We start from the raw sequence: 26,143 nt of genomic DNA on the forward strand, positions 1-26,143 counted from the left end.
GCCTCAATCAATTTTCATATCATTCGACAGAGCGCCTCGGCGGTCTCATAAAGTGCAGTCGATGCAGGCGGTTCGGAGCTATTTAGCTCAACCCGACATCGACGGCCCTGCGACAACATCAACTGCAAACGCACCTCACTTGGCGCATCGGCCAAATACACCAGGCCGGTATCGACCACACTTGTGAGGTATTGCCCCTGATCGTCGTAGACCGACGCGCCTTTTTCAGCCCATGCCCCGTCGACAGTGCGCACCTGCAGCATCAACCGGCGGGCGGTACTGAGGTTGAAGTTGAGCCGTGCTACCGCGCCGCGACCGGCTTCGACTTCCTGGAAACCGTTCTGCAATTCAACGTTGCGCGGCAGGCTTATGGTGTCTATCTCAATGCGACTGGTCTGATAGGCCGGCAGACTGGCAGCCACCGCGCGACCGGCACCGTCAGTCCAGACAGGCCCCTGGGGCGTGCTTAACTTGACCCCGCCGACATCACCCGCACTGAGCAGAGCAAACGTGTCACGCAGTGGATAAGGTGACGGCGTCAGCCCATCCTCATGAACAGCGACGCCACCGCGTAGCGCCAGATCATGGCTGGTGGCGCCGGCATAGCTGCGCGAGTAGCCAACATCGACACTGGTGTAACGCGGTAATGCGCTCAACCGCCCGTTGATGCCTGTTTGCCCATTGTCGCGCCGTTCTGCAGCGATGCTGTAACCCAGCGTCTCGCTGATTTGCTCGCGGTAACGCGCCCCCGTTCTCAAGCCAAGAAGATCATCGTGACGACTGAAAGCGCTCACACTGCGTTGCCGCCCCAACGGCAAACTCAAGGTCGCGTAGACGGAAGTGCCGCGGCGATTGGCCGTATCTCCACCGTATTCGCGCTGCAGATCCAACGACAAATGGGTGCGATCGAATAGCCGCGACCAAGCGATGCCGAACCGTGAACGGGCGGCCCGTTCTACACTGATGTAACGCGACAGCGTTCCGTTCACAGCGCCCCACATCGGGTCGTCGCGACTCAGCGAAATGCCCCACTGGCGGTTTGCTCGACCGTAGGGCACGTCAGAAAAATCATCTCGGCCCATGTCCGCCAGGGTTCTAAAACCTGTATTTTGCTGGCTCGCCGTCAAGCTGGCAGACAACCCGGCGCCCAAACGCGCACTCAAGGCGGCCTGCAGTTGCGCCCCCTGACCCGAGCGCGGCGTATACGACATCAGATGCTGCAATCTAACCGCCGAGCTTGGCGCGAGTGCCTGCTGCACGCCCCACCCCAACGACTGATAGTGTTCAGCCCCCATTACCCCGAGGCTGAACAATGTCTGAGGCCACCACTGCCAGTCCTGAGTGGCAACAAAAAACGACGGGGCCTGACGATCATCAGAGGCGAATCGCCGAACCTTGCCCGCTGCAAACCCATAGCCCGGCATGCCCCCCACGCTGACGGGGCGCAAGCTGGCGGCCGGGACGCGAAACTGCCGCTGCTCGCCGTTCTCCTCGTGAACATTGATATCGAGGTCAAGCTGATGACTAAGCAGCGGTAAATCACGAAGCGTGAAAGGCCCGGCAGGGACTAGCGTGGTGTAAACCACAACACCACTCTGGCGTACCTCGATCCGCGACGGTGAATAGGCCACCCCATCCACAGCACTTGCGCTCCCAAAATCATTGCCACCCAAGCGGGCCAATGCCGTATCGGGGTGAATCTGGAAACCGGTGAACGCCTCTCCGGCAAATAACGACGTGCGCAAATTAAGCTGGCCGAGCTGCACATTGGCCTGGTAGCGCTCCCAAGTGCGTGACGCCTGCGTGTAAAGTGTTTCCAAACGCTCCTCATTCTGAAATGACGTATAGCTCTGGCGACTGCGTACCACCCAGTCACCGGCATTAAATCCCCATTCGGTGCCCAGATTGCGGTATTGGCTGGACTGGCCTTGAGCCGAACTGCCCACGATAAGTGCGTCGTAGTTGAGCAACCCGGCCAGCCCTCCTTTGGTCCAACTACGTTGCACAGGTGCGGAGTCGATCAAGGTGTCGGTGGGGACTAGCAACATAATTTTCTGTTGGCCAGGATCGAGCCTCACCTGCGCACCGGCTAAACCATCAATCGCCCGCAGGCAGCCGACGCTGTCGGCACTCTCGGGGAGTTCCGCAGGGACCTTGATAGCGGCGTGTTCGAGCAGTGTCGAATCCAGGCACAACTGCCCGTCGTCATCGAAGGTCGCCGGCACCTGCCCCATCGGAGCACCATTGACCAGCAACGCCACATCCTGTCGTCCTGCCTGAAAACGTGGCGCGCTGCGCAAGTGCTCTGCGATTCGCGGATCAAGTCCGCGCGCTTCAAGTACTGATTGATCAAACTCGACAAACTCACTTCCACAGCTCTTTTCCAAAACGCCCAGCATCAACGCCAAACCGCAGGCCAACTGCAGCGGGGCCCGGAGCGACCCAGAGCGACATCTCATTACCGGCGGACCAGTGGCGCATCATAGCGGTCGACCGCAAACCCGTAGGTGGTCGCAGGAAACAGCTGTACATGAGTGTCCAAAGTAGACGGTGCGGTAAATTCAAGTTGCTCACCAGGCAGGATATAGGTGCGCCCCAAGTCCACGATGCTGCCGCCCGGGATCAAATTCACTGACTTGGCAAGACGCACCACGTAGGGGCTGGGATTGCTCACCTGCAAGCGGTTGGCCTCAGCCGTCCAGCTAAGACGTTTCCAGGGTGCACGCTCCACCGCCAACCCGGCCGGGCGCAGAATGACCGGAATGTTCTGGCGCACCCCAAGACTGACACGGGCGCCCTCCCCATCTTGTCGAGGGTTGATGCCTTCGAATACCACACGCTTGAGGCGCTCGGTTTCCAGGGGTGTTGTGCTGCGCAGGATGAATCGCACCTGCTGGCTCTGGCCAGGTTCGACCCGCGCTACCGGCGGGGTCAGCACCAACAGCGTTTCGTTGTCCTCGGCGATATGCTCAATAGAGCTATACAGCAGCGCGGGATGGTTGTCGGTATTCCTGACGTTCAGGGTGGCCTCGCCTAGTGCCTGATCGACCACCAGCACGGGTGTTTCCGGGACCATCCCGGCTCCTTGAGCGTTTTGGACAAGGAACAGATGAAACGCAGCGAAAGCACTGAATCTCAGAATGTTTTTTGGTGGATACATGACAGTCTCCAAAGGCATCGACACAAACTGCAAACTTGTGTCGATGCCTGATGACGCGATGAATAACCTGACGACGATGCTTTTTCAGGCAAACGCCGACGCCTGCTCGCACGGGACGAACACCATCAAATCATCAGGGTTAGAGCGACAGTCGCAGGTGGTGCGCCGACTCAGAGGTAATACATGTCGAAAGTGACCGAACCGTCGAGCGCAAACTCGTCAGTAGTTGACGGCAGTTCAGAAGTCGGACGAATGACAGCGGCCACTTTCATGGGGAAGGTGTGCAAGCGGGCGGCGGCCGGGCCCGTCGCGGCACTCGGCCCCCACGAATAGGAGGTCGGTGCATTGGCCATTAACCCGGCGACCGGAACGCGCCATACCGGATTTCCTGGCGTACGTACCAGGAATGCCTGCGGGTTGCTGTCCGCCAGCGGTTGGCCGGTAAGCAGACCGAAACCACCGATGCCGATACCGTTGGTGCTGCCCAGACCGAAGTAGAGGTTTTCACCAGTCCGGCCGTTGAAGGTCAGCCCCGCAACCTTGCTGGCACCCCGATTATCGGTGACAGCGATTTCTACTGCAGCCGGCGCATCGCAAGCGACTATGAGGGTGATATCCCGTTGCGGCAGATCGTTCTGTGCAGTCGGACTCAAGGTGTAGGAATGGATCCGCCCAAGATCGACATTGCTGCCACCGGCAAATGCCGGAACGCATGAGGTGGGGATCACAGTACCGGAGACACTCAGGTCGACACTGGCCGCCTGGGCGGTGAACGGAACGAGAATGGCTGCCAGAGCGGCCATTTGATGTAACTTCTTCATAAACACTTCCCTTTGAAATGACTGGAACATGGATGCATGGACTACAGACAGGAAATGCCACTTCCTCTCGGCAAGTCCCATACCCCTCGATCATTCCGGTTTGTGTAGGAACTTTATGTAGGAATTGGCAGCCAAACGGATCAGCAACTTCAACAAATCACGTAGCTCCTCCAAGTTCATCGGTATGGGTCCCGCAACTCCCTGCTGTGCAGGAATAACGAATTCCCACGGCGTGCCATACTTTGGCTTTTTGCCATGAACTGAGACGATCCCACTTGCGATACGCATCGGTCTTGCTGCTCATTTTGCTGTTCAACGGCTGCGCCAGCTACGACGTGCAGCGCGAACCGAGCCAGGCGTTGCCGGCAAGCGCATCGGCATTCGGCCGTTCGGTCCAGGCCCAGGCCGCGCCTTATGAAGGCAAATCGGGCTTTCGCCTGCTGTCCGACAGCACCGAGGCCTTCACCGCCCGTGCCGAACTGATTCGCAATGCTCAAAGCAGCCTCGATTTGCAGTACTACATCGTGCATGACGGCATCAGCACGCGCATGCTGGTGGAGGAATTGCTCAAGGCTGCCGACCGAGGCGTGCGCGTGCGCATTTTGCTCGACGACACCACCAGCGATGGGCTGGACCGCACCATCGCCACCCTCGCGGCGCATCCCCAGATTCAGATCCGCGTGTTCAACCCCCTGCATCTGGGCCGCAGCACCGGCGTGACGCGCACCATGGGCCGGCTGTTCAACCTGTCACTGCAACACCGACGCATGCACAACAAGTTGTGGCTGGCGGACAACAGCATGGCTATCGTCGGCGGGCGCAATCTGGGGGACGAGTATTTCGACGCCAAGCCCAACATGAATTTCACCGACATCGACATGCTCAGCGTCGGCCCGGTCGCCGAGCAACTCGGGCACAGCTTCGACCAGTACTGGAACAGCGCCCTGAGCAAGCCGATCGACGAATTCCTGTCGAGCAAACCCACCGCCCTGGACCTGGAAAATACCCGCACCCGACTGCAAGAGTCACTGGCGGAATCGCGCAAACAGAATCACGCGCTCTACAAGCACTTGATGACCTTCACCACGCATCCGCGCCTGGACATCTGGCGCCGCGAGCTGGTCTGGGCCTGGAACCAGGCATTGTGGGACGCGCCGAGCAAGGTTCTGGCCAAGGGCGAGCCCGATTCGCAGTTGCTGCTGACCACGCAACTGGCGCCTGAACTCGACAGTGTCCGCAAAGAGCTGATCATGATTTCGGCTTATTTCGTGCCTGGCCAACCGGGGCTGGTGTACCTGACCGGGCGCGCCGATGCCGGGGTCTCCGTGAGTTTACTGACCAACTCACTGGAAGCCACGGACGTGCCGGCGGTGCACGGTGGTTACGCGCCTTACCGCAGGGCGTTGCTGGAACATGGTGTAAAGCTTTATGAATTGCGTCGTCAGCCGGGTGAAGACGGCGACAGCGGTAGCGGGCCGTATTTGTTTTCCGGCAGTTCCTATCGCGGCTCCGACTCCAGCCTGCACAGTAAGGCGATGATCTTCGACCAGCAGAAATCCTTTATCGGCTCGTTCAATTTCGATCCGCGCTCGGTGCTGTGGAACACCGAAGTCGGCGTGCTGGTGGACAGTCCGGAGTTGGCCGCTCGGGTCCGCGAACTGGCGCTGCAGGGTATGGCGCCGGCCCTGAGTTATCAGGTGGAGCTGGAAAACGGTCAGATCGTCTGGACCACCGAAGACGATGGAAAAATGCACACCCTGACCAAGGAACCGGGCAGTTTGTGGCGACGCTTCAACGCCTGGCTTAGCAACACGGTTGGGCTGGAGAAGATGCTGTAGTGACTGAACAGCAAAGCTTTTGTGGCGAGGGAGCTTGCTCCCGCTCGGCTGCAAAGCAGTCGCAATTCAGCTTTCGCGTTTTACCTGAATGAACCATGGCGCCTATTTTGGGGTCGCTTCGCAACCCAACGGGAGCAAGCTCCCTCGCCACAGAAAGCCCCCCCCACAGGTTATGTGTTGGCAATTTACGCTGTTTGCACCGCGCCAAACGCCCCTTGCCGCGACACCACAATCAACACACCCAAGGCCCCGACCGCCATCAGCAACGGCAACGCATGGCCGCTGATCCACTGACTGCCCGCACCCGCCAGAAGCGGCCCGATCAAGCAACCAATCCCCCACAGCTGGGCGATGTGCGCGTTGGCCCGCACCAGCGCATCGTCGCGATAACGCTCGCCGATCAGGATCAGTGACAAGGTGAACAATCCGCCGGCACTGGCGCCGAATAGCACCCACAAAGGCCAGATCAGCAGCGTGTCGATCAGCATCGGGATTGCCAGGCTCGACATCAGCAGGACCACCGCACAACCGGTGAACAACGCGCGCCGCGACAAGCGATCGGCCAACGCACCAATCGGCAATTGCAGCACTGCATCGCCGACCACCACCGTACTGACCATCGCCAGGGCGATCTCCGTAGTGAAACCCTGGCGCAGGCAATAGACCGGCAACAGGGTCAGAATCATCGCCTCGAACGCGGCGAACAACGACACCGCCCAGGCAATCGCCGGCAGGCCACGACAGAAAGCGAGCAAATCACTCAGGGTCACGCTGCTGGCCTCGCTGCTCGGCGCACCACTGCGACCCAGCAACAGAAACGGTGCAGCCATCAGCAAACCGACGCCGACCCAAAAACCATAATCGTGCTCGGTGCCAAGGAAGCCCAGCAACACCGGCCCTGCCAGCTGACTCAATGCGTAGCTGCTGCCATACAGCGCCACCAGCCGCCCGCGCCATTGCTCGACCACCAATTGATTGATCCAGCTTTCACCGATGATGAATACAAGGGTCAGGATCACCCCGATCATCAGCCGCAAGACCAACCAGACCGGATAACTCGGCAACAGCGCCAGCAAACCGATGGAAACCGCCCCGGCCCACAGGCATAGCCGCATCAGATTGGCCGTGCCGAAACGCGCCGCCAGATGACTGGAGATCTTCGCCCCCAACAGCACGCCGATGGCCGGCATCGCGGCCATCACACCAATGGCAAACGAGCCGTAACCCCAGCTTTCCAGGCGAAACGACACCAGCGGCATGCTGACCCCCAGGGCCAGGCCGACACTCAAGACAGATGCCAAAACGGCGAAATAAGTCGCCCAACGCATGTTCCACGCTCCTGTGGATTGTTATTTCTTTCAGGCCACACAAAACAAATGTGGGAGCGGGCTTGCTCGCGAAGAGGCCATCACATCCAACATCAATGTTGGCTGATACACCGCCTTCGCGAGCAAGCCCGCTCCCACAAGGGATCTGCGTCGTTCGGGAGGCCTGCCGCCTCCCTCACGAGCTTACAACTTGATCCAGGTCGACTTCAGCTCGGTGTATTTGTCGAACGCGTGCAGCGACTTGTCGCGACCGTTGCCGGACTGCTTGAAGCCACCGAATGGAGCGGTCATGTCGCCACCGTCGTACTGGTTAACCCACACGCTACCGGCACGCAGTGCGCGGGCGGTGAGGTGAGCCTTGGAGATGTCGGCAGTCCAGACCGCAGCGGCCAGGCCGTAAGGCGTGTCGTTGGCGATCGCAATGGCTTCTTCGGCGCTGTCGAATGCGATGACCGACAGTACCGGGCCGAAGATTTCTTCCTGGGCGATTTTCATCGCGTTGCTCACACCGTCGAAAATCGTCGGTTCAACGTAAGTGCCGCCCGTTTCCTGGAGCGTACGCTTGCCACCGGCCACCAGCTTGGCGCCATCGGCATGACCCGACTCGATGTAGGACAGCACGGTGTTCATCTGCTGGGTATCGACCAGCGCACCAACGTTGGTCGCCGGATCCAGCGGGTTGCCCGGCTTCCAGGTTTTCAGTGCCTCGATCACCAGCGGCAGGAATTTGTCCTTGATCGAACGCTCCACCAGCAGGCGTGAACCGGCGGTGCAAACCTCGCCCTGGTTGAAGGCGATGGCACCGGCAGCCGCTTCGGCAGCGTCCTGCAGGTTCGGCGCATCGGCGAACACGATGTTCGGGCTCTTGCCGCCAGCTTCAAGCCAGACGCGCTTCATGTTCGATTCGCCGGAATAGATCAGCAGTTGCTTGGCGATCTTGGTCGAACCGGTGAACACCAGCGTATCGACATCGTTGTGCAGGGCCAGGGCCTTGCCAACGGTGTGGCCATAGCCCGGCAGCACGTTGAGCACGCCTTTCGGAATGCCGGCTTCGACGGCCAATTCAGCAATGCGGATGGCGGTCAGCGGCGATTTTTCCGACGGCTTGAGGATGACCGAGTTACCGGTAGACAGCGCTGGGCCCAGTTTCCAGCACGCCATCATCAGCGGGAAGTTCCACGGCACGATGGCGCCAACCACGCCCACCGGCTCACGGGTCACCAGACCCAACTGATCATGCGGGGTGGCGGCTACTTCGTCGTAGATCTTGTCGATGGCTTCGCCGCTCCAGCTCAGGGCTTGCGCCGCGCCGGGAACGTCGATGTACAGGGAGTCGCTGATCGGCTTGCCCATGTCGAGGGTTTCAAGCAGGGCCAGCTCTTCGGCGTGCTGTTTCAGCAGGCCGGCGAAACGGATCATGGTGGCTTTGCGTTTGGTCGGCGCCAGGCGCGACCAGACACCGGAATTGAAGGTGGCGCGAGCGTTTTCCACGGCGCGCTGGGCATCGGCGGCGTCACAGCTGGCAATCTTGCCCAGCAGACGGCCATCGACCGGGCTGATGCACTCGAAGGTCTCGCCGGAGACGGCGTCGGTGTATTCACCATTGATGTAGGCGCGGCCTTCGATTTTCAGGTCGCGGGCACGTTGTTCCCAGTCGGCACGGGTCAGGGTGGTCATGCGAGTGTCCTCCTCTTATTGATACGACACCCGCGTTCTTCGCGGGTGCTGTCAGGAATTCTGCCTGGCCAGCCTGCTTTTCGGCCCAAGGCATCTGCCACCCTAAACCAGCCGCCCATGAAGTTTCAATATATTTGACATAAGGCCGGCAAACGGCCTTGCGATGTTCATTTTAATAAACATAGACTCTTGGCAAATCAACCACTCGCGCCGTAATCACGGGGGATAACAACAATGAACATCCAGAACGTCGTCGACTTCAGCCAAGCCACCACCGCCGCCGAACGCTACCGTCCGGATCCGGCCAAAGTGCTCAAGGGCGACCCTGAGCAAGCGGTCTACAACCACTACAACAGCCCTTGCGGTCAGTTGAACGCTGGCGTGTGGGAAGGCGCCGTCGGCCAGTGGACGGTGAACTTCACCGAGCACGAATACTGCGAAATCGTGCAGGGTGTTTCCGTGCTGCGTGACCTCGACGGCAATGCCAAGACCCTGCGCGTGGGTGACCGCTTCGTGATTCCGGCAGGCTTTCGTGGCACCTGGGAAGTGCTGGAGGCGTGCCGCAAGATCTACGTGGCGTTTGAACAGAAGGCTTGAAGACTGCGTTGTCAGGGCTGGCCTCTTCGCGAGCAAGCCCGCTCCCACATTCGAGTTTCGGTGAACACCACATTTGTGTCCGGCGCCAACCAAGTGTGGGAGCGGGCTTGCTCGCGAAGGGGCCCTGACAGACAGCGCATAACCCACAGACAACAAAAAAGGCCCGTATCTCGCGATACGGGCCTTTTTCGTAAGAGGGAAAAATCAATTACTTGATTTTGCCTTCCTTGTAGATCACGTGCTTGCGAACAACCGGATCATATTTCTTGATCTCGATTTTGTCCGGGGTAGTACGCTTGTTCTTGTCGGTAGTGTAGAAGTGACCAGTACCGGCGCTCGAAATCAAACGAATCAATTCACGCATGATTAGCTCCCTTAAACCTTGCCATCGCGGCGAAGTTCGGCCAGCACGACAGTGATGCCACGCTTGTCGATGATACGCATGCCTTTAGCAGATACGCGCAGACGCACAAAACGTTTCTCTTCTTCAACCCAGAAGCGGTGATGCTGCAGGTTCGGCAGGAAACGACGACGGGTTTTGTTGTTTGCGTGGGAAATGTTATTCCCGGTTACCGGACCCTTACCGGTAACTTGACATACTCTAGACATGCCTCAGCCCTCTAAAACCACATGCCCAACCCGGCATGGGTTGGCCGCTTAATCTCTCAGTCATTTGGCGCCAGGCGCCGCGTTTCTTTAGAGGTCTTACCGGCTACACCTACAGTGAAGGAACCGGGCCCCTAGAAAAGAGCGCTGCTTTATACCAGAAAGACTGGAGAGCAACAACATTCAGTGTGCGTAGAATTCACAAAAACCCCGCTTTCCGGGCTCCGAGCGCCTTGGACAAAGGCTATCGTCAATGGCGACCGCTCGTCGCAGAGAATCGCTCATCGAGCCAACCAGGGGTTTTGCTTAACCGCTGCACAGCAAAATCTGGCGCCTATAGTCCCCCCAAAATGAAAATGGGGATAGTCATTTACAAAAGAGCCCACTAGGGTAAGCCTTTTCCAGACTGCACTTGCAGATGGGCCTTCGATCTGTAAAGGAAGCCGACCATGCGCCTCGCTGCCCTACCGCTGTTGCTCGCCCCGCTTCTGCTTAGCCCACAGGCCTTTGCTGCCGCCCTGAGCGTCTGCACCGAGGCCAGCCCTGAAGGGTTCGACGTGGTGCAGTACAACTCGTTGACCACCACCAACGCCTCGGCCGATGTGCTGATGAACCGCCTGGTGGACTTCGACACGGCCAGTGGCAAAGTGGTCGCCAGCCTCGCCGACAGCTGGGAGGTCAGCCCCGACGGCCTGATCTACGTCTTCAAGTTGCACCCGCAGGTGAAATTCCATAGCACCGAGTATTTCACCCCAACGCGTGACCTGAACGCCGAAGACGTGATTTTCAGCTTCGACCGCATGCTCGACCCGGCCAATGCGTGGCACAAAGTCGCACAGAGCGGCTTCCCGCATGCGCAATCGATGCAGTTACCTGCACTGATCAAGAAGATCGACGCACTGGACCCGCAAACCGTGCGCTTCGCCCTCGACCACCCGGATTCGACCTTCCTGGCGACTCTGAGCATGGGCTTCGCCTCGATCTATTCGGCCGAATACGCCGACAAACTGATGAAAGCCGGCACGCCAGAAAAGCTCAACAGCCAGCCGATCGGTACAGGGCCGTTCGTATTCACGCGCTTCCAGAAGGATGCTTCGGTTCGCTATAAAGCCAACCCCGACTACTTCGGTGGCAAACCCTCTGTAGATCCGCTGATCTTCGCCATCACGCCGGATGCCAACGTACGTTTGCAGAAGTTGCGTCGCAATGAATGCCAGATCGCCCTGTCGCCCAAGCCCCTGGACGTACAGGAAGCGCTGAAAGAGCCGACCCTGAAAGTCGAAAAGACTGACGCGTTCATGACCGCATTCGTCGGCATCAACAGCCAGCATCCACCGCTGGACAAACCTGAAGTCCGCCAGGCCATCAACCTCGCCTTCGACAAGAGCCACTATGTCAAAGCCGTATTCGAGGACACCGCCGAGGCGGCCAATGGTCCTTATCCGCCCAATACCTGGAGCTACGCAAAAAACCTGCCGGGCTACCCTCACGACATCGAGAAGGCCAAAGCCTTGATGGCCAAGGCCGGGCTCAAGGAAGGCTTTCAGACCACCATCTGGACCCGCCCTTCCGGCAGCCTGCTTAACCCCAACCCAAGCCTTGGCGCTCAACTGCTGCAGTCTGACCTCGCGGAAATCGGCATTCAGGCCGAAATCCGCGTGATCGAATGGGGCGAGTTGATCCGCCGCGCCAAGGCCGGTGAACACGACTTGCTGTTCATGGGCTGGGCGGGCGACAACGGCGACCCGGACAACTTCCTCACGCCGCAGTTTTCCTGCGCCGCGGTCAAGTCCGGCACCAACTTCGCCCGCTACTGCAATGCGGACCTGGACAAGCTGATCAGCGCCGGCAAGACCACCGGCGAGCAAGGCGTGCGCAGTAAACTTTACGAACAGGCGCAGACGCAGATCCAGCAACAGGCATTGTGGCTACCCCTGGCCCACCCGACGGCCTTCGCGCTGACACGCAAGGATGTCGAGGGTTACTCGGTCAGCCCGTTCGGTCGGCAGGACTATTCCAAGGTCAATATCAAATAATCCGCCTCACCACAAAACCCTGTGGGAGCGGGCTTGCTCGCGAAAACGGTGTATCAGTCAGCATTGATGGCGACTGACACTCCCTCTTCGCGAGCAAGCTCCCACAGGGGGGGGCGCTTCCCTACATCCACCCATACTCAGCCATCGACAGCGGGTTTCCATCACCGATGATGAAATGGTCGAGCACCCGCACATCAATCAGTTCCAATGCCTTTTGCAGACGTTTGGTCAGCTGTCGGTCGGCCTGGCTGGGGTCGGTGTTACCTGATGGATGGTTATGGCAGAGGATCAATGCCGCAGCGTTGTTGGCCAACGCCCGTTTGACGACCTGTCGCGGGTGAACACTGGTGTTGTCGATGGAGCCGCGGAACAGTTTCTCAAACGTCAGCACCTGATGTTTGGAGTCGAGAAACAGGCAGCCGAAAACCTCATGGGGTTCGTGACGCAGCATCGACTTGAGGTATTCGCGCACCGCTTGCGGGTTTTCCAGCACCGATCTGTGGCGCAATCGCTCGGCCAGATGCCGCCGGCCCATTTCCAGTACGGCTTGCAACTGTGCGAATTTTGCCGGGCCCAGGCCCAGTTGCTCGCTGAATGTCGAAAGGTCAGCCTCCAGCAACGAGCGCAGGCTGCCAAATTCGCCCAGTAGATGCCGCGCCAGATCTACCGCGCTTTTACCGGACACACCGGTTCGTAAAAATATCGCCAGCAACTCGGCATCGGAAAGACTCGCCGATCCCTGTTCCAGCAGCTTCTCCCGCGGCCGTTCCGCCGCCGGCCAATCACGAATACTCATGGCACCTCCCTGTCTGTGGGCACCGCTGTTCCATAGCGGTCGCTGTGATATCGTAGCCCATCTTTTTTGCGGGCGAATTCACCCTGGGGAGGGGGGGGTTCGCCACGTATGTCACCCACGAATTGAAAGGCAGGCCTATGCAGCGGCTGTATCGGAAACGCATTGTTCTGGGCGTCGGCGGCGGTATCGCTGCCTACAAGAGCGCCGACCTGGTTCGCCGCCTGATCGATCAGGGCGCCGAAGTGCGCGTGGTCATGACCCGAGGCGGCGCAGAGTTCATCACCCCGCTGACCATGCAGGCCCTGTCCGGGCACCCGGTCCACCTGGACCTGCTGGACCCGGCGGCCGAAGCAGCCATGGGCCACATCGAGCTGGCCAAATGGGCCGATCTGGTGCTGATAGCTCCCGGCACCGCGGACCTCATTGCCCGGCTGGCCCAAGGCATCGCCAATGATCTGCTGACCACGCTGGTATTGGCCACTGACGCCGTAGTCGCCGTTGCCCCGGCAATGAACCAGGCCATGTGGCGCGATCCGGCGACCCAGGCCAACCTGCAAACCCTCGAAAGCCGCGACATCAAGGTCTTCGGCCCGGCCTCCGGCAGCCAGGCCTGCGGCGACGTCGGCCTGGGGCGCATGCTCGAAGCCCTTGAACTGGCCCAATGCGCCGCCGACTGCTTCCAGCGCCAGGCCCTGACCGGCAAACACGTGCTGATCACCGCCGGTCCGACCCAGGAAAACATCGACCCGGTGCGCTACATCACTAACCACAGCTCCGGGAAAATGGGCTTTGCCCTGGCCGAAGCCGCCGTGGAAGCCGGTGCCCGCGTGACCCTGATCACCGGCCCGGTGCACCTGCCGACCCCGGATCGCGTCACCCGCATCGACGTCGTCAGCGCCCGCGACATGCTGGCCGCCTGCGAAGCAGCCATCCCTTGCGATCTGTTCATCGCCTCGGCAGCCGTTGCGGACTACCGCCCGGAAGTCGTAGCCCCACAGAAACTCAAGAAAGATCCTACGAACGGCGACGGCTTGTTGCTACAGATGGTGCGTAACCCGGACATCCTGGCCACCATCGCCACCCGCCCCGACCGCCCGTTCAGTGTCGGTTTCGCCGCCGAGACCGAACACCTGCTCGATTACGCTGCGCGCAAGTTGAAAGACAAGAACCTCGATTTGATCGTCGCCAACGACGTCGCCAACCCGAGTATTGGCTTCAACAGCGAAGAAAACGCCTGCAGCGTCATCGATCGTGAGCTTCACGCCACACTTTTCGCCCAGACCAGCAAGAGCAAGATTGCTCGCCAGCTGATCACTTTTATCGCCGAACGTCTGAACCAGGTTTAATTTACATGCACGCTTTGCAAGCCAAGATCCTCGACCCCCGCATCGGTACCGAATTCCCGCTGCCGCAATACGCCACACCGGGCTCCGCCGGCCTCGACCTGCGCGCCATGCTGGAGCAGGACACCGTGATCAAGCCGGGTGAAACCGTGCTGATCCCTACCGGCCTGTCGGTCTATATCGGTGACCCGAACCTGGCGGCGCTGATTCTGCCGCGCTCGGGGATGGGCCATAAGCACGGCATCGTGCTGGGTAACCTGGTGGGGCTGATCGACTCCGACTACCAGGGCCCGCTGATGGTCTCCTGCTGGAACCGTGGCCAGACCGAATTCACCATGCCGGTCGGTGAGCGCCTGGCGCAACTGGTGCTGGTGCCGGTGGTGCAGGCTCACTTCGAGATGGTTGAAGAGTTTGTTGAAACCGAGCGCGGCACTGGCGGTTTCGGCCATACCGGCACTCGTTGATAGAGATCCATCGTGGCGAGGGAGCTTGCTCCCTCGCCACAGAATTCAAATTGTCATCTGCAAGGTTTAGCTCCGAAAATCAAGGCATTGCCCGGCCAACCCCCTACCATCAGGGGTGTCATGGCCCTTTCATACCACGAACTCTCTGTGGAAAACGCCGTCATACCCTTCAGTTTGAACCTGTCGCCGAATGAGTCGGCGGCCTGTCCAGCCACTTTCGAGATGGAGCATTTCCACAGATGAACACCCCGGCCAAAATTGCACCCAAGTTCCCTGACAGCATCTTCCGCGCCTACGACATTCGCGGCACCGTCCCGGAGTTCCTGAACGCTGAAACCGCGTACTGGATCGGCCGCGCCGTCGGCTCCCAAAGCCTGGCCCAGGGCGAGCCAAACGTGTCCGTCGGTCGCGATGGCCGCTTGTCCGGTCCGGAGCTAGTCGCACAATTGATCAAAGGCATCGCCGACAGCGGCTGCCACGTCAGCGATGTCGGCCTGGTCCCGACGCCGGCGCTGTACTACGCCGCCAACGTGCTGGCCGGCAAATCCGGTGTGATGCTCACCGGCAGCCACAACCCATCGAACTACAACGGCTTCAAGATCGTCATTGCCGGCGACACCCTGGCCAACGAACAGATCCAGGCCCTGCACGACCGCCTCAAGACCAATAACCTGAGCAGCGGCCAGGGCAGCATCACCCAGGTCGAGATCCTCGACCGCTACACCACCGAAATCGTCCAGGACATCAAGCTGGCCCGTCGCCTGAAAGTGGTTGTGGACTGCGGCAACGGCGCGGCCGGCGTGATTGCCCCGCAACTGATCGAAGCGCTGAACTGCGAAGTCATCCCGCTGTTCTGTGAGGTCGACGGCAACTTCCCGAACCACCACCCGGACCCGGGCAAGCCTGAAAACCTCGTCGACCTGATCGCCAAGGTCAAGGAAACCAACGCCGACATCGGCCTGGCCTTCGACGGCGACGGCGACCGCGTCGGCGTGGTGACCAACACCGGCAGCATCGTCTATCCGGACCGCCTGCTGATGCTGTTCGCCCGCGACGTCGTAGCGCGCAACCCGGGCGCCGAGATCATCTTCGACGTCAAATGCACCCGCCGCCTGATCCCGCTGATCAAGGAATACGGCGGCCGTTCGCTAATGTGGAAGACCGGTCACTCGTTGATCAAAAAGAAAATGAAACAATCCGGCGCCCTGCTGGCCGGCGAAATGAGCGGGCACATCTTCTTCAAGGAGCGCTGGTTCGGTTTCGACGACGGCATTTACAGCGCTGCGCGGTTGCTGGAAATCCTCAGCAAGGAAAAATCCTCGGCCGAAGAGCTGTTCGCGACCTTCCCGAACGATATTTCTACGCCGGAAATCAATATACATGTGACCGAAGAGAGCAAATTCAGCATCATTGATGCACTGCACGACGCACAATGGGGCGCAGGCGCCGACCTGACCACCATTGACGGCGTGCGAGTCGACTACGCCAAAGGCTGGGGCCTGGTACGCGCATCCAACACCACACCGGTGCTGGTGCTGCGTTTCGAGGCCGATGACGAGGCTGAATTGCAACGCATCAAGGACGTTTTCAAAGTCCAGTTGAAGCGCGTTGCACCTGATCTCCAACTACCGTTCTGATTCACCCGGAGCCCTGAATGACCCTCGAACGCGAAGCCGCCGCCAACACCGCCAAGGTCCTGTCCGAAGCGTTGCCTTATATCCGCCGATACGTCGGCAAGACACTGGTGATCAAATACGGCGGCAACGCGATGGAAAGCGAGGAGCTGAAAACCGGCTTCGCCCGCGACATCGTGCTGATGAAGGCCGTGGGCATCAACCCGGTGGTGGTTCACGGCGGCGGCCCGCAAATCGGTGACCTGCTCAAGCGCCTGTCGATCGAGAGTCATTTCGTCGACGGCATGCGCGTCACCGACGCCGCGACCATGGACGTGGTGGAAATGGTCCTCGGCGGCCAGGTCAACAAGGACATCGTCAACCTGATCAACCGCCACGGCGGCAGCGCCATCGGCCTGACCGGCAAAGACGCCGAGCTGATTCGTGCGAAGAAGCTCACCGTCACCCGTCAGACCCCGGAGATGACCACCCCGGAAATCATCGACATCGGCCATGTGGGCGAAGTGGTCGGGATCAACACCGATCTGCTGAACCTGCTGGTCAAGGGCGACTTCATTCCGGTGATCGCGCCAATCGGCGTCGGCGCCAACGGCGAGTCGTACAACATCAACGCTGACCTGGTGGCCGGTAAAGTCGCCGAAGCGTTGAAAGCCGAGAAGCTGATGCTGCTGACCAACATCGCCGGCCTGATGGACAAGTCGGGCAAGGTCCTGACCGGCCTGAGCACTGCGCAGGTCGACGAACTGATCGCCGACGGCACCATCTACGGCGGCATGCTGCCGAAGATCCGTTGCGCACTGGAAGCGGTCCAGGGTGGCGTGGGCAGCTCGTTGATCATCGATGGGCGCGTGCCGAATGCGATCCTGCTGGAAATCTTCACCGATACCGGCGTGGGCACCTTGATCAGCAATCGCAAGCGTCCTTAAGCGATAGCGCAAACAAAAAAACCCCGCTCAGCCTGGCTGAGCGGGGTCTTTTTTTGCCCACGTTCCCTGTGGGAAATTGCTTTTTATGTGGCGAGGGAGCTTGCTCCCGCTGGGCTGCGTAGCAGACCCAAGATTTTGTGAGCGCTACGCACTCAAGCGGGAGCAAGCTCCCTCGCCACAAAGGCCCGATCCCACAGGGGAAGTGCGGTCAGACGCCGAACTGGGCGCGATAGGCTTCCACGGCTGGCAAATGCTGCTTGAGCTGCGGATCATCGGCGAGGAATTCCAGTACCTGATTCAGCGAAACGATGCTGATGACCGGGATGCCGAAGTCACGCTCGACTTCCTGGATCGCCGACAGCTCGCCGTTGCCACGTTCCTGACGGTTCAGGGCGATCAGCACGCCGGCCGCTTTGGCGCCGTCCTGGGAGGCGATGATCTGCATCACTTCCCGAATGGCTGTACCCGCGGTGATCACGTCGTCGATGATCAGCACTTCGCCGGTCAAAGGTGCGCCGACCAGGCTGCCGCCTTCGCCGTGGGCCTTGGCTTCCTTGCGGTTGAAGCACCACGGCAGGTCACGGTTGTGATGCTCAGCCAGCGCCACGGCGGTGGTCGCCGCCAACGGGATGCCTTTGTAGGCCGGGCCAAACAACACGTCGAAGGGAATGCCGCTCTCGGCAATGGCGGCGGCGTAGAAACGACCCAGTTGCGCCAAGGCCGAACCTGAGTTGAACAGGCCAGCATTGAAGAAGTAAGGACTGGTGCGCCCGGACTTCAGGGTGAACTCACCGAAGCGCAAAACGCCGCGATCGATGGCAAAACGAATGAAATCGCGCTGATACGCTTGCATGAAAAAAACCCCAAATACCACGGATTTAGCTAATTAGCTTGACGCCGTGTATCATACACGCACGCGATTTTTGGGGCCATTTATGCGGATCATCAGTGTGAACGTCAATGGTATTCAGGCTGCAGTCGAGCGTGGTTTGCTCAGTTGGTTGCAAGCACAGAATGCCGACGTCATCTGCCTGCAGGACACCCGCGCCTCCGCCTTTGAACTGGACGATCCAGCCTTCCAACTGGATGGATACTTCCTTTATGCCTGCGATGCCGAAGTCCCTGCCCAAGGTGGCGTGGCTTTGTATTCGCGGCTGCAACCGAAGGCTGTCATCAGCGGTCTCGGTTTCGAGACGGCCGACCGCTACGGGCGCTACCTGCAAGCCGATTTCGACAAGGTCAGCATCGCGACCTTGCTGCTCCCTTCGGGGCAGAACGGCGATGAAGACTTGAACCAGAAGTTCAAGCTAATGGACGACTTCGCCCGTTATCTGGATAAACAGCGGCGCAAACGTCGCGAGTACATTTATTGTGGCTCGCTGTACGTGGCGCAACAGAAGCTGGATATCAAGAACTGGCGCGACAGCCAGCAATCTCCGGGCTTCCTGGCACCTGAACGTGCCTGGATGGACGAGATTGTCGGCAACATGGGTTATGTCGACGCCCTGCGTGAGGTCAGCCGTGAAGGCGACCAGTACAGTTGGTGGCCGGATAACGAACAGGCGGAGATGCTCAACCTCGGTTGGCGCTTCGACTATCAGCTGCTGACCCCTGGCTTGCGCCGCTTCGTACGCAGTGCGCGCCTGCCACGCCAGCCGCGGTTCTCGCAACACGCGCCGCTGATCGTGGACTACGACTGGACGCTGACCATCTAAGTGATTTTCACTGAGCGGTCTGATGGACAGCTAAAAAAATGCCCGTATCGCAAGATACGGGCATTTTTTATTCGCTCTATTCAGCGGGGCCCAGCGGCCTGAACTTCAAACCGCGGCGAAAAACGGCAGTGCAAGGTACATCTTGATCACGATCACATTAATGATGTCGATGAAGAAAGCGCCCACCATTGGCACCACCAGGAACGCGATCTGCGAAGGCCCGTAGCGCTGAGTCACCGCTTGCATGTTAGCGATGGCAGTTGGCGTGGCACCCAGCCCAAACCCGCAGTGTCCCGCCGCCAGTACTGCCGCATCATAATTACTGCCCATGACTCTGAACGTCACAAAAATCGCAAACAGTGCCATGACCAGCGTTTGCGTAGCCAGGATGATGAAGATCGGTAAAGCCAGCGCAGCCAGATCCCACAGTTTGAGTGACATCAGAGCAATCGCCAGAAACAGCGACAAGCTGACATTCCCCAGCACGGAGACTTCACGCTCAAATACCTGATACACGCCAAGTGCTGAAAGCCCGTTTCGTAAAAGCACACCCACAAACAAGACACAAACGAACGTCGGCAACTCAAATGCGGTTTCATGGAGCAGACCATTCAGGAGGGAGCCCACCAGCAAGCTGACCGAGATAAGAGCGAGTGTCTCGATAAACGAAAATGGCGTGATTGAGCGCTCTTTGTTCGGCTGTTCAAAGCCCTTTGGCAACCGTGGTTTTTCCTGCTCGAGGCCGGGTGTCTGGACACGATTTATGAGCAAGCGAGCGACAGGACCACCAATCAAACCGCCCAGCACCAAACCAAACGTCGCGGAGGCCATTGCCAGTTCAGAGGCAGAAGACAGACCGAACTTCTCGCTGAACATCGCCCCCCACGCAGCACCCGTACCGTGACCGCCTGCCAACGTAATCGAGCCTGTCAGCAAGCCCATCAGGGGATCGAGACCCAACGCCGTTGCGAGTCCGATGCCCATCGCATTCTGAATAATTAGAAGTCCGATAACCGCCAGTAGAAAAACCCCCACTACGCGTCCGCCCCTCTTCAGGCTGGCGAAGTCTGCACTCAAGCCGATGGTGGCAAAAAACGCCAACATCAAGGGAGTTTGCAGCGAAGTATCAAAGCGGACTTCAATATCGAGGGACCTCAAAGCCAGAAGACCCAAGGCAACCACCAGGCCGCCCGCTACAGGTTCAGGGATATTATAAGTACGTAAAAAACCGACACGCGTGACAAGAGCGCGCCCCAGCAAAAGCACTAAAGAGGCGGCGACAAGTGTTCCATAAAAATCGAGCTGAAGCATTCTGGACATTCTTTCTTATATATTCAGGGGCGAACTTTTTACCTGGACACGCCTCTTGAACAGGTTGATCGGTCTCAACACTGGCTGGTATTAAATTCAGAGGCCGTCAATGGTCCGAATATATCGAAATATTTCTTGATGAATATTACTTGGGGCAACCTTATCAACCGCCAAGTCTCATTGCCAAGCATACAAGCCGCACCGGGCTTTGCAGTTTGTGTCTAAACGTGTAAGAAACATTATGTGCACGAATGAACTTCACTTGAGTAGCGAGTGACCAAGTACGCAGTAATAGAGATTAATCTGATTGCAAAAAAACAAATGCCCCGACATGTCGGGGCATTTATCCTGATTTGCGCTGAACTGCGCTTGAAACAGCATCAGTGTCTTGGCTTACTTGATCAACCGCCAAGTGAACGGATACCGATAAGGCTGCCCTTCATTGGCCTTCACCCCGGCAATGATCGTCAGCACCAGCGCACCGATCGCGATCAGACCGAACATGAAGAACCCGATGATCACCACCATCAGCAGGAAGGAGATGGCCGAGGCAATGGCAACGGTGATCTGAAAATTCAACGCTTCCTTGCCCTGGGCATCGATGAACGGGTCCATCTCGCGCTTCATCTGCCAGAGAATCAGCGGCCCGATGATCGTGCCGAAGGGAATCCAGATTCCCAGCAAGGCGGACAAGTGGCAAAACATGGCCCACTGACGAACCTCCTGGCTCGGCGTGGGCAGCGGTAGTTGCTCGTCACTCATGGTGTCCTCCTTGTCTGGAGCCGTCCGGTCAGTCGGCCAATGCGGCCTTTTGCAATTCGAAGATCTCGTTCATGCCCTTCTTCGCCAGTTCCAGCATGGCGTTCAGCTCTTCAGGCTGGAACGGCGCGCCTTCGGCAGTGCCCTGGACCTCGATGAAACCGCCAGCGCTGGTCATCACCACGTTCAGGTCAGTCTCGGCAGCCGAGTCTTCCAGGTAGTCGAGGTCGAGCACAGGCTCGCCCTTGTACATACCCACGGAAACAGCGGCGATCATTTGCTTGACCGGGTCGCCGCCCTTCAGGCCGCCACGCTTCTTGATCACTTTCAAGGCATCGATCAGCGCGACCATGGAACCGGTGATCGACGCGGTGCGGGTGCCGCCATCAGCCTGGATCACGTCGCAGTCGACGTACAGGGTGACGTCGCCCAGCTTGGACATGTCCAGCGCAGCGCGCAGGGAACGACCGATCAAACGCTGGATTTCCAGGGTGCGACCACCCTGCTTGCCACGGCTGGCTTCACGCTGGTTACGCTCGCCGGTAGCGCGCGGCAGCATGCCGTACTCGGCAGTCAACCAGCCCTGGCCCTGGCCTTTCAGGAAACGCGGTACGCCCGGTTCAACGCTGACGGTGCAGATGACCTTGGTATCACCGAACTCGACCAGCACAGAACCCTCGGCGTGTTTGGTGTAGTTGCGGGTGATGCGGATCGAGCGGAGCTGATCGGCAGCGCGACCACTTGGACGTATCATAGGGATTACCTGTACTGGGGACGGAAAACTGCGGAGCATTATAGAGCCGCCGGCCGTCACTGGGCACTTCTAAAAAAATCCGCCGACGACCGAGGGCTCTGCACCGTGCGTCGGCGAAGGCCTGCCGCTCTTTGTCACACCGTGTGTTTGGGCGCATCCGCGCCACTGCGCTACAATCCTGCGCCTTTGCTGCCAGTCGGCTTTAATTCATTGATATCGGATTCCCGGAACCTCGGTTCTGTGCCGATCTGCCTTGCGAGGTACCGCCATGGTGCACAGCATGACCGCCTTCGCCCGCGTCGAAAAAGCCGGCGTCCAGGGCACCCTGAGCTGGGAACTGCGGTCGGTCAACAGCCGCTACCTGGAACCCCATCTGCGCCTGCCGGAGTCCTTTCGCGACCTCGAGGGTGCTGTTCGTGAGGCCCTGCGCCAGGGTGTATCGCGAGGCAAACTCGAATGCACCCTGCGCTTCACCGAAGAAAACACCGGCAAAGCGCTGCAAATCGATCAGGAGCGCGCCGCGCAACTGGTCGCTGCCGCCGAGACCGTCGCCAGCCTGATCAAAAACCCGGCAGCGCTGAACCCGCTGGAAGTCCTGGCCTGGCCCGGCGTACTGGTAGGTGACGCCACCGACCCGCAAGCCTTGAACGCTGAAGCGCTGGCACTGTTCAACCAGGGCCTCAAGGAACTCAAGGCCGGCCGCGAACGCGAAGGCGCGGAGCTGGCACGGCTGATCAACGAGCGCCTGACCGCCATTGAAGAAGACGTGGTGATCCTGCGCGAACTCGTTCCGCAAATGCTCGCCACCCAGCGCCAGAAAGTTCTCGACCGCTTCACTGACATGAAGGCCGAGATGGACCCGCAGCGCCTGGAACAGGAAATGGTCATGCTCGCGCAAAAAAGCGACGTCGCCGAAGAACTGGATCGCCTGAGCACCCACATCATCGAAGTTCGCCGGGTACTCAAATCCGGCGGCGCTGCCGGTCGGCGCCTGGACTTCCTGATGCAGGAACTCAACCGCGAAGCCAACACACTGGGCTCCAAAGCCTTCGACCCGCGCAGCACCCAGGCTGCGGTCAACCTCAAGGTGTTGATCGAGCAGATGCGCGAACAAGTGCAGAATATTGAGTAAGGCTACCCCGACATGACCCACAGCACTGGCACCCTTTACATCATTTCCGCGCCTTCAGGCGCGGGCAAGAGCAGCCTGGTCAAGGCCCTGACCGACGCCGATCCGGAGATCCGCGTTTCGGTCTCCCATACCACCCGCGCCATGCGCCCCGGTGAAGTGAATGGCGTGAACTATCATTTCGTCGACCGCAGCGAGTTCGTGAAGATGATCGAGCACGGCGATTTCCTCGAGCGCGCCGAAGTGTTCGGCAATCTCTACGGCACATCGCAAAGCCACCTGCAGCAGACCCTGGACGAAGGCCACGACCTGATTCTGGAAATCGACTGGCAAGGCGCCGAGCAGGTGCGCAAGCTGATGCCTCAGGCCCGCTCGATCTTCATTCTGCCGCCGTCATTGCAGGCCCTGCACCAGCGCCTGACCAATCGTGGCCAGGACAGCGACGAGATCATTGACGGCCGGATGCGCGAAGCGGTCAGCGAAATGAGCCATTACGTCGACTACGATTACCTGATCATCAACGACGATTTCGCCCACGCACTGCACGACCTGAAGGCGATTTTCCGCGCCAATCAGCTGATTCAGAAGCGTCAACAGCAGCGCCACGGCAAATTGCTGGCTGAATTGCTCGGTTAATCAGCTCTTCCCAAAACCGCTGCAAGGGCTTTACATTGGCACTTGCGGCGCGTTGAAGGGCTTGGTTAAAAAATCAGCGCTTCCCTAATCGCTGGTGATTTTTTAAACTGTCGAGTCCGCTCGCCCATCCGGGCAGCGCGCATATTGCATTTGCTACGAGGAAGACCATGGCCCGCGTAACCGTTGAAGACTGCCTAGAACACGTGGATAACCGCTTTGAGCTGGTCATGCTCTCTACCAAGCGTGCCCGTCAATTGGCCACCGGCGGCAAAGAGCCGAAAGTAGCATGGGAAAACGACAAGCCTACCGTCGTCGCCCTGCGCGAAATCGCTGAAGGCCTGATCGACTACGCAGCTATCGCCGAAGCCGAAATCGTTGAAGATGAACCGCTTTTTGCTGCATTCGAGGACGAGTCCAACGAGGCCGTCTAAGCCTATGCCTGGTCGACGTAGCACGGCGCGGGATCACAGCCTACGGCAGGAGACATCATGCCGAGCATAGACGCCCTCGCCGATCGCTTATCGACCTACCTCGGCAAGGACCAGGTCAACCTGGTCCGCCGAGCGTATTTCTACGCCGAACAAGCCCACGACGGCCAACGCCGCCGTAGCGGTGAAGCGTACGTCACGCACCCACTCGCGGTTGCGAACATTCTTGCCGACATGCACATGGACCATCAGAGCCTGATGGCCGCCATGCTGCATGACGTGATCGAAGACACCGGTATTGCCAAGGAAGCGCTGCAAGCGCAGTTCGGCGAGACCGTGGCCGAACTGGTCGACGGGGTCAGCAAACTGACCCAGATGAATTTCGAGACCAAGGCCGAAGCCCAGGCTGAAAACTTCCAGAAAATGGCCATGGCCATGGCCCGCGACATTCGCGTGATCCTGGTCAAACTGGCCGACCGCCTGCACAACATGCGCACGCTCGAAGTGCTGTCCGGCGAAAAACGCCGGCGCATCGCCAAGGAAACCCTGGAAATCTACGCGCCCATCGCCAACCGGCTGGGCATGCACGCCATCCGCATAGAATTCGAAGACCTCGGCTTCAAGGCCATGCATCCGATGCGTTCCGCGCGGATCTACCAGGCCGTCAAGCGCGCCCGGGGCAACCGCAAGGAAATCGTCAACAAGATCGAAGAATCCTTAAGCCACTGCCTGGCCATCGATGGCATCCAGGGCGAGGTCAGCGGTCGCCAGAAACATCTCTACGGCATCTACAAGAAAATGCGCGGCAAGCGTCGGGCCTTCAACGAGATCATGGACGTCTACGCGTTCCGGATCATCGTCGACAAGGTCGATACCTGCTACCGCGTGCTGGGTGCTGTACATAATTTGTACAAACCGCTGCCGGGACGCTTCAAGGATTACATCGCGATCCCCAAGGCCAACGGCTATCAGTCGCTGCACACCACGCTGTTCGGCATGCACGGTGTTCCGATCGAGATCCAGATCCGCACCCGTGAAATGGAAGAGATGGCCAACAACGGCATCGCCGCCCATTGGCTGTACAAATCCAGCGGTGACGAGCAGCCAAAAGGCACCCATGCCCGCGCCCGCCAGTGGGTCAAAGGCGTGCTGGAAATGCAGCAACGCGCCGGCAACTCGCTGGAATTCATCGAAAGCGTGAAGATCGACCTGTTCCCGGACGAGGTCTACGTGTTCACGCCCAAAGGCCGGATCATGGAGCTGCCCAAAGGCTCCACGGCGGTCGACTTCGCCTACGCGGTGCACACCGACGTGGGCAACAGCTGCATCGCCTGCCGGATCAACCGCCGTCTCGCACCGCTGTCCGAACCGCTGCAAAGCGGCTCCACGGTAGAGATCGTCAGTGCTCCCGGTGCGCGGCCGAACCCGGCGTGGCTCAACTTCGTGGTCACCGGCAAGGCACGCACGCACATCCGCCACGCGCTGAAACTGCAACGCCGCTCCGAGTCCATCAGCCTCGGCGAACGCCTGCTGAACAAGGTCCTCAATGGCTTCGACAGTTCACTGGAAAAAATTCCGGCCGAGCGCGTCAAGGCCATGCTCGTCGAGTACCGCCTCGAATTGGTCGAAGATTTGCTCGAAGACATCGGCCTGGGCAATCGCATGGCCTATGTGGTGGCGCGTCGATTGCTGGGCGAAGGCGAACAGTTGCCGAGCCCGGAAGGCCCGCTGGCGATTCGTGGTACCGAAGGCCTGGTGCTCAGCTACGCCAAGTGCTGCACGCCGATCCCGGGTGACCCGATTGTCGGCCACCTGTCCGCCGGCAAAGGCATGGTCGTGCACCTGGACAACTGCCGCAACATCAGCGAAATCCGCCACAACCCGGAAAAATGCATCCAGCTCTCGTGGGCCAAGGATGTCACCGGCGAATTCAACGTCGAACTGCGCGTCGAGCTGGAACACCAGCGCGGCCTGATCGCCCTGCTGGCCAGCAGCGTCAACGCCGCCGACGGCAATATCGAGAAAATCAGCATGGACGAACGCGATGGTCGCATCAGCGTTGTCCAGTTGGTGGTCAGCGTGCACGACCGCGTGCACCTGGCCCGCGTGATCAAGAAACTGCGCGCCTTGACCGGGGTGATTCGCATCACCCGCATGCGTGCATAGCTCGCCAACGTAGCCAACT

The 26,143-nt window shown here is 59.4% G+C and carries 23 protein-coding genes and 1 pseudogene; 12 read left to right on the forward strand and 12 right to left on the reverse strand.

Annotated elements, in window-relative coordinates:
* Positions 1-14: 14 nt before the first annotated feature.
* From PMI28_RS08385 to PMI28_RS08375, 3 genes are all read right to left on the reverse strand, one after another.
* Complete coding sequence (locus tag PMI28_RS08385) at positions 15-2,399, reverse strand: fimbria/pilus outer membrane usher protein (RefSeq protein ID WP_081501457.1); 2,385 nt, start codon at positions 2,397-2,399, stop codon at positions 15-17.
* Positions 2,400-2,458: 59 nt separating this feature from the next.
* Complete coding sequence (locus PMI28_RS08380; protein ID WP_338010078.1) at positions 2,459-3,178, reverse strand: fimbria/pilus chaperone family protein; 720 nt, start codon at positions 3,176-3,178, stop codon at positions 2,459-2,461.
* A gap of 152 nt (positions 3,179-3,330) precedes the next feature.
* The gene (locus PMI28_RS08375; RefSeq protein ID WP_007989548.1) at positions 3,331-3,981 is read right to left on the reverse strand and encodes a DUF1120 domain-containing protein; all 651 of its coding nucleotides are present in this window, start codon (positions 3,979-3,981) and stop codon (positions 3,331-3,333) included.
* A gap of 293 nt (positions 3,982-4,274) precedes the next feature.
* Between PMI28_RS08375 and PMI28_RS08370 the strand changes: the two genes are divergently transcribed.
* Positions 4,275-5,819: a phospholipase D family protein gene (locus tag PMI28_RS08370; RefSeq protein ID WP_238540707.1), complete on the forward strand. Its 1,545-nt coding sequence runs from the start codon at positions 4,275-4,277 to the stop codon at positions 5,817-5,819.
* 185 nt (positions 5,820-6,004) lie between these two features.
* On the opposite strand, the gene PMI28_RS08365 is transcribed toward PMI28_RS08370, so the two are convergent.
* Positions 6,005-7,147: an MFS transporter gene (locus PMI28_RS08365; RefSeq protein ID WP_007989554.1), complete on the reverse strand. Its 1,143-nt coding sequence runs from the start codon at positions 7,145-7,147 to the stop codon at positions 6,005-6,007.
* A 183-nt stretch (positions 7,148-7,330) separates the two neighbouring features.
* A complete protein-coding gene (locus PMI28_RS08360; RefSeq protein WP_007989555.1) occupies positions 7,331-8,824 on the reverse strand; it encodes an aldehyde dehydrogenase in 1,494 nt (497 codons plus the stop codon).
* A 234-nt stretch (positions 8,825-9,058) separates the two neighbouring features.
* Between PMI28_RS08360 and PMI28_RS08355 the strand changes: the two genes are divergently transcribed.
* Positions 9,059-9,421: a cupin domain-containing protein gene (locus PMI28_RS08355; RefSeq protein ID WP_007989557.1), complete on the forward strand. Its 363-nt coding sequence runs from the start codon at positions 9,059-9,061 to the stop codon at positions 9,419-9,421.
* A gap of 208 nt (positions 9,422-9,629) precedes the next feature.
* Here PMI28_RS08355 and rpmG read toward each other — a convergent pair whose 3' ends face one another.
* Together rpmG and rpmB are read right to left on the reverse strand one after the other, a co-directional pair.
* Positions 9,630-9,785 carry a 50S ribosomal protein L33 gene (gene rpmG, locus PMI28_RS08350; RefSeq protein ID WP_003177274.1) on the reverse strand — a complete coding sequence of 52 codons (156 nt, stop codon included), beginning with the start codon at positions 9,783-9,785 and terminating at the stop codon, positions 9,630-9,632.
* Between the two features lie 11 nt (positions 9,786-9,796).
* On the reverse strand, positions 9,797-10,030 hold the full coding sequence (gene rpmB, locus PMI28_RS08345; protein WP_007975166.1) for a 50S ribosomal protein L28: 234 nt from the start codon (positions 10,028-10,030) through the stop codon (positions 9,797-9,799).
* A 446-nt stretch (positions 10,031-10,476) separates the two neighbouring features.
* Here rpmB and PMI28_RS08340 point away from each other — a divergent pair, with 446 nt between their 5' ends.
* A complete protein-coding gene (locus PMI28_RS08340; protein WP_007989559.1) occupies positions 10,477-12,063 on the forward strand; it encodes an ABC transporter substrate-binding protein in 1,587 nt (528 codons plus the stop codon).
* Positions 12,064-12,184: 121 nt separating this feature from the next.
* On the opposite strand, the gene radC is transcribed toward PMI28_RS08340, so the two are convergent.
* Positions 12,185-12,859, reverse strand: coding sequence for a RadC family protein (gene radC, locus PMI28_RS08335; protein WP_007989562.1), 675 nt, complete (start codon positions 12,857-12,859; stop codon positions 12,185-12,187).
* A gap of 137 nt (positions 12,860-12,996) precedes the next feature.
* Between radC and coaBC the strand changes: the two genes are divergently transcribed.
* From coaBC to argB, 4 genes and pseudogenes are all read left to right on the forward strand, one after another.
* Positions 12,997-14,205, forward strand: a complete 1,209-nt coding sequence (gene coaBC, locus PMI28_RS08330; protein ID WP_007989564.1) for a bifunctional phosphopantothenoylcysteine decarboxylase/phosphopantothenate--cysteine ligase CoaBC — start codon at positions 12,997-12,999, stop codon at positions 14,203-14,205.
* 5 nt (positions 14,206-14,210) lie between these two features.
* On the forward strand, positions 14,211-14,666 hold the full coding sequence (gene dut, locus PMI28_RS08325; protein WP_007975171.1) for a dUTP diphosphatase: 456 nt from the start codon (positions 14,211-14,213) through the stop codon (positions 14,664-14,666).
* A gap of 260 nt (positions 14,667-14,926) precedes the next feature.
* Positions 14,927-16,303: pseudogene (locus PMI28_RS08320) on the forward strand (phosphomannomutase/phosphoglucomutase); the annotation flags it as partial.
* Between the two features lie 17 nt (positions 16,304-16,320).
* A complete protein-coding gene (gene argB, locus PMI28_RS08315; RefSeq protein ID WP_007989569.1) occupies positions 16,321-17,226 on the forward strand; it encodes an acetylglutamate kinase in 906 nt (301 codons plus the stop codon).
* A gap of 208 nt (positions 17,227-17,434) precedes the next feature.
* On the opposite strand, the gene pyrE is transcribed toward argB, so the two are convergent.
* On the reverse strand, positions 17,435-18,079 hold the full coding sequence (gene pyrE, locus PMI28_RS08310; protein WP_007954442.1) for an orotate phosphoribosyltransferase: 645 nt from the start codon (positions 18,077-18,079) through the stop codon (positions 17,435-17,437).
* An 82-nt stretch (positions 18,080-18,161) separates the two neighbouring features.
* Between pyrE and PMI28_RS08305 the strand changes: the two genes are divergently transcribed.
* On the forward strand, positions 18,162-18,941 hold the full coding sequence (locus tag PMI28_RS08305; RefSeq protein WP_003176915.1) for an exodeoxyribonuclease III: 780 nt from the start codon (positions 18,162-18,164) through the stop codon (positions 18,939-18,941).
* A gap of 105 nt (positions 18,942-19,046) precedes the next feature.
* On the opposite strand, the gene gltS is transcribed toward PMI28_RS08305, so the two are convergent.
* From gltS to rph, 3 genes are all read right to left on the reverse strand, one after another.
* The gene (gene gltS / locus PMI28_RS08300) at positions 19,047-20,252 is read right to left on the reverse strand and encodes a sodium/glutamate symporter (protein ID WP_007989572.1); all 1,206 of its coding nucleotides are present in this window, start codon (positions 20,250-20,252) and stop codon (positions 19,047-19,049) included.
* A 393-nt stretch (positions 20,253-20,645) separates the two neighbouring features.
* Positions 20,646-21,014, reverse strand: a complete 369-nt coding sequence (locus PMI28_RS08295) for a DUF4870 domain-containing protein (RefSeq protein ID WP_007989573.1) — start codon at positions 21,012-21,014, stop codon at positions 20,646-20,648.
* Between the two features lie 28 nt (positions 21,015-21,042).
* Positions 21,043-21,765: a ribonuclease PH gene (gene rph / locus PMI28_RS08290; protein WP_007989575.1), complete on the reverse strand. Its 723-nt coding sequence runs from the start codon at positions 21,763-21,765 to the stop codon at positions 21,043-21,045.
* Positions 21,766-22,033: 268 nt separating this feature from the next.
* On the opposite strand from rph, the gene PMI28_RS08285 reads away from it, so the two are divergent.
* The 4 genes from PMI28_RS08285 (at position 22,034) to spoT (ending at position 26,124) form a co-directional block, all read left to right on the forward strand.
* Positions 22,034-22,897: a YicC/YloC family endoribonuclease gene (locus PMI28_RS08285; protein ID WP_007989577.1), complete on the forward strand. Its 864-nt coding sequence runs from the start codon at positions 22,034-22,036 to the stop codon at positions 22,895-22,897.
* Positions 22,898-22,909: 12 nt separating this feature from the next.
* On the forward strand, positions 22,910-23,530 hold the full coding sequence (gene gmk / locus PMI28_RS08280) for a guanylate kinase (RefSeq protein ID WP_007975181.1): 621 nt from the start codon (positions 22,910-22,912) through the stop codon (positions 23,528-23,530).
* Positions 23,531-23,697: 167 nt separating this feature from the next.
* A complete protein-coding gene (rpoZ, locus tag PMI28_RS08275; RefSeq protein ID WP_007921129.1) occupies positions 23,698-23,961 on the forward strand; it encodes a DNA-directed RNA polymerase subunit omega in 264 nt (87 codons plus the stop codon).
* Between the two features lie 57 nt (positions 23,962-24,018).
* Positions 24,019-26,124, forward strand: a complete 2,106-nt coding sequence (spoT, locus tag PMI28_RS08270) for a bifunctional GTP diphosphokinase/guanosine-3',5'-bis pyrophosphate 3'-pyrophosphohydrolase (protein ID WP_007989580.1) — start codon at positions 24,019-24,021, stop codon at positions 26,122-26,124.
* Positions 26,125-26,143: the final 19 nt, after the last annotated feature.

It is taken from the genome of Pseudomonas sp. GM48 (assembly GCF_000282335.1).
Lineage (GTDB): Bacteria > Pseudomonadota > Gammaproteobacteria > Pseudomonadales > Pseudomonadaceae > Aquipseudomonas.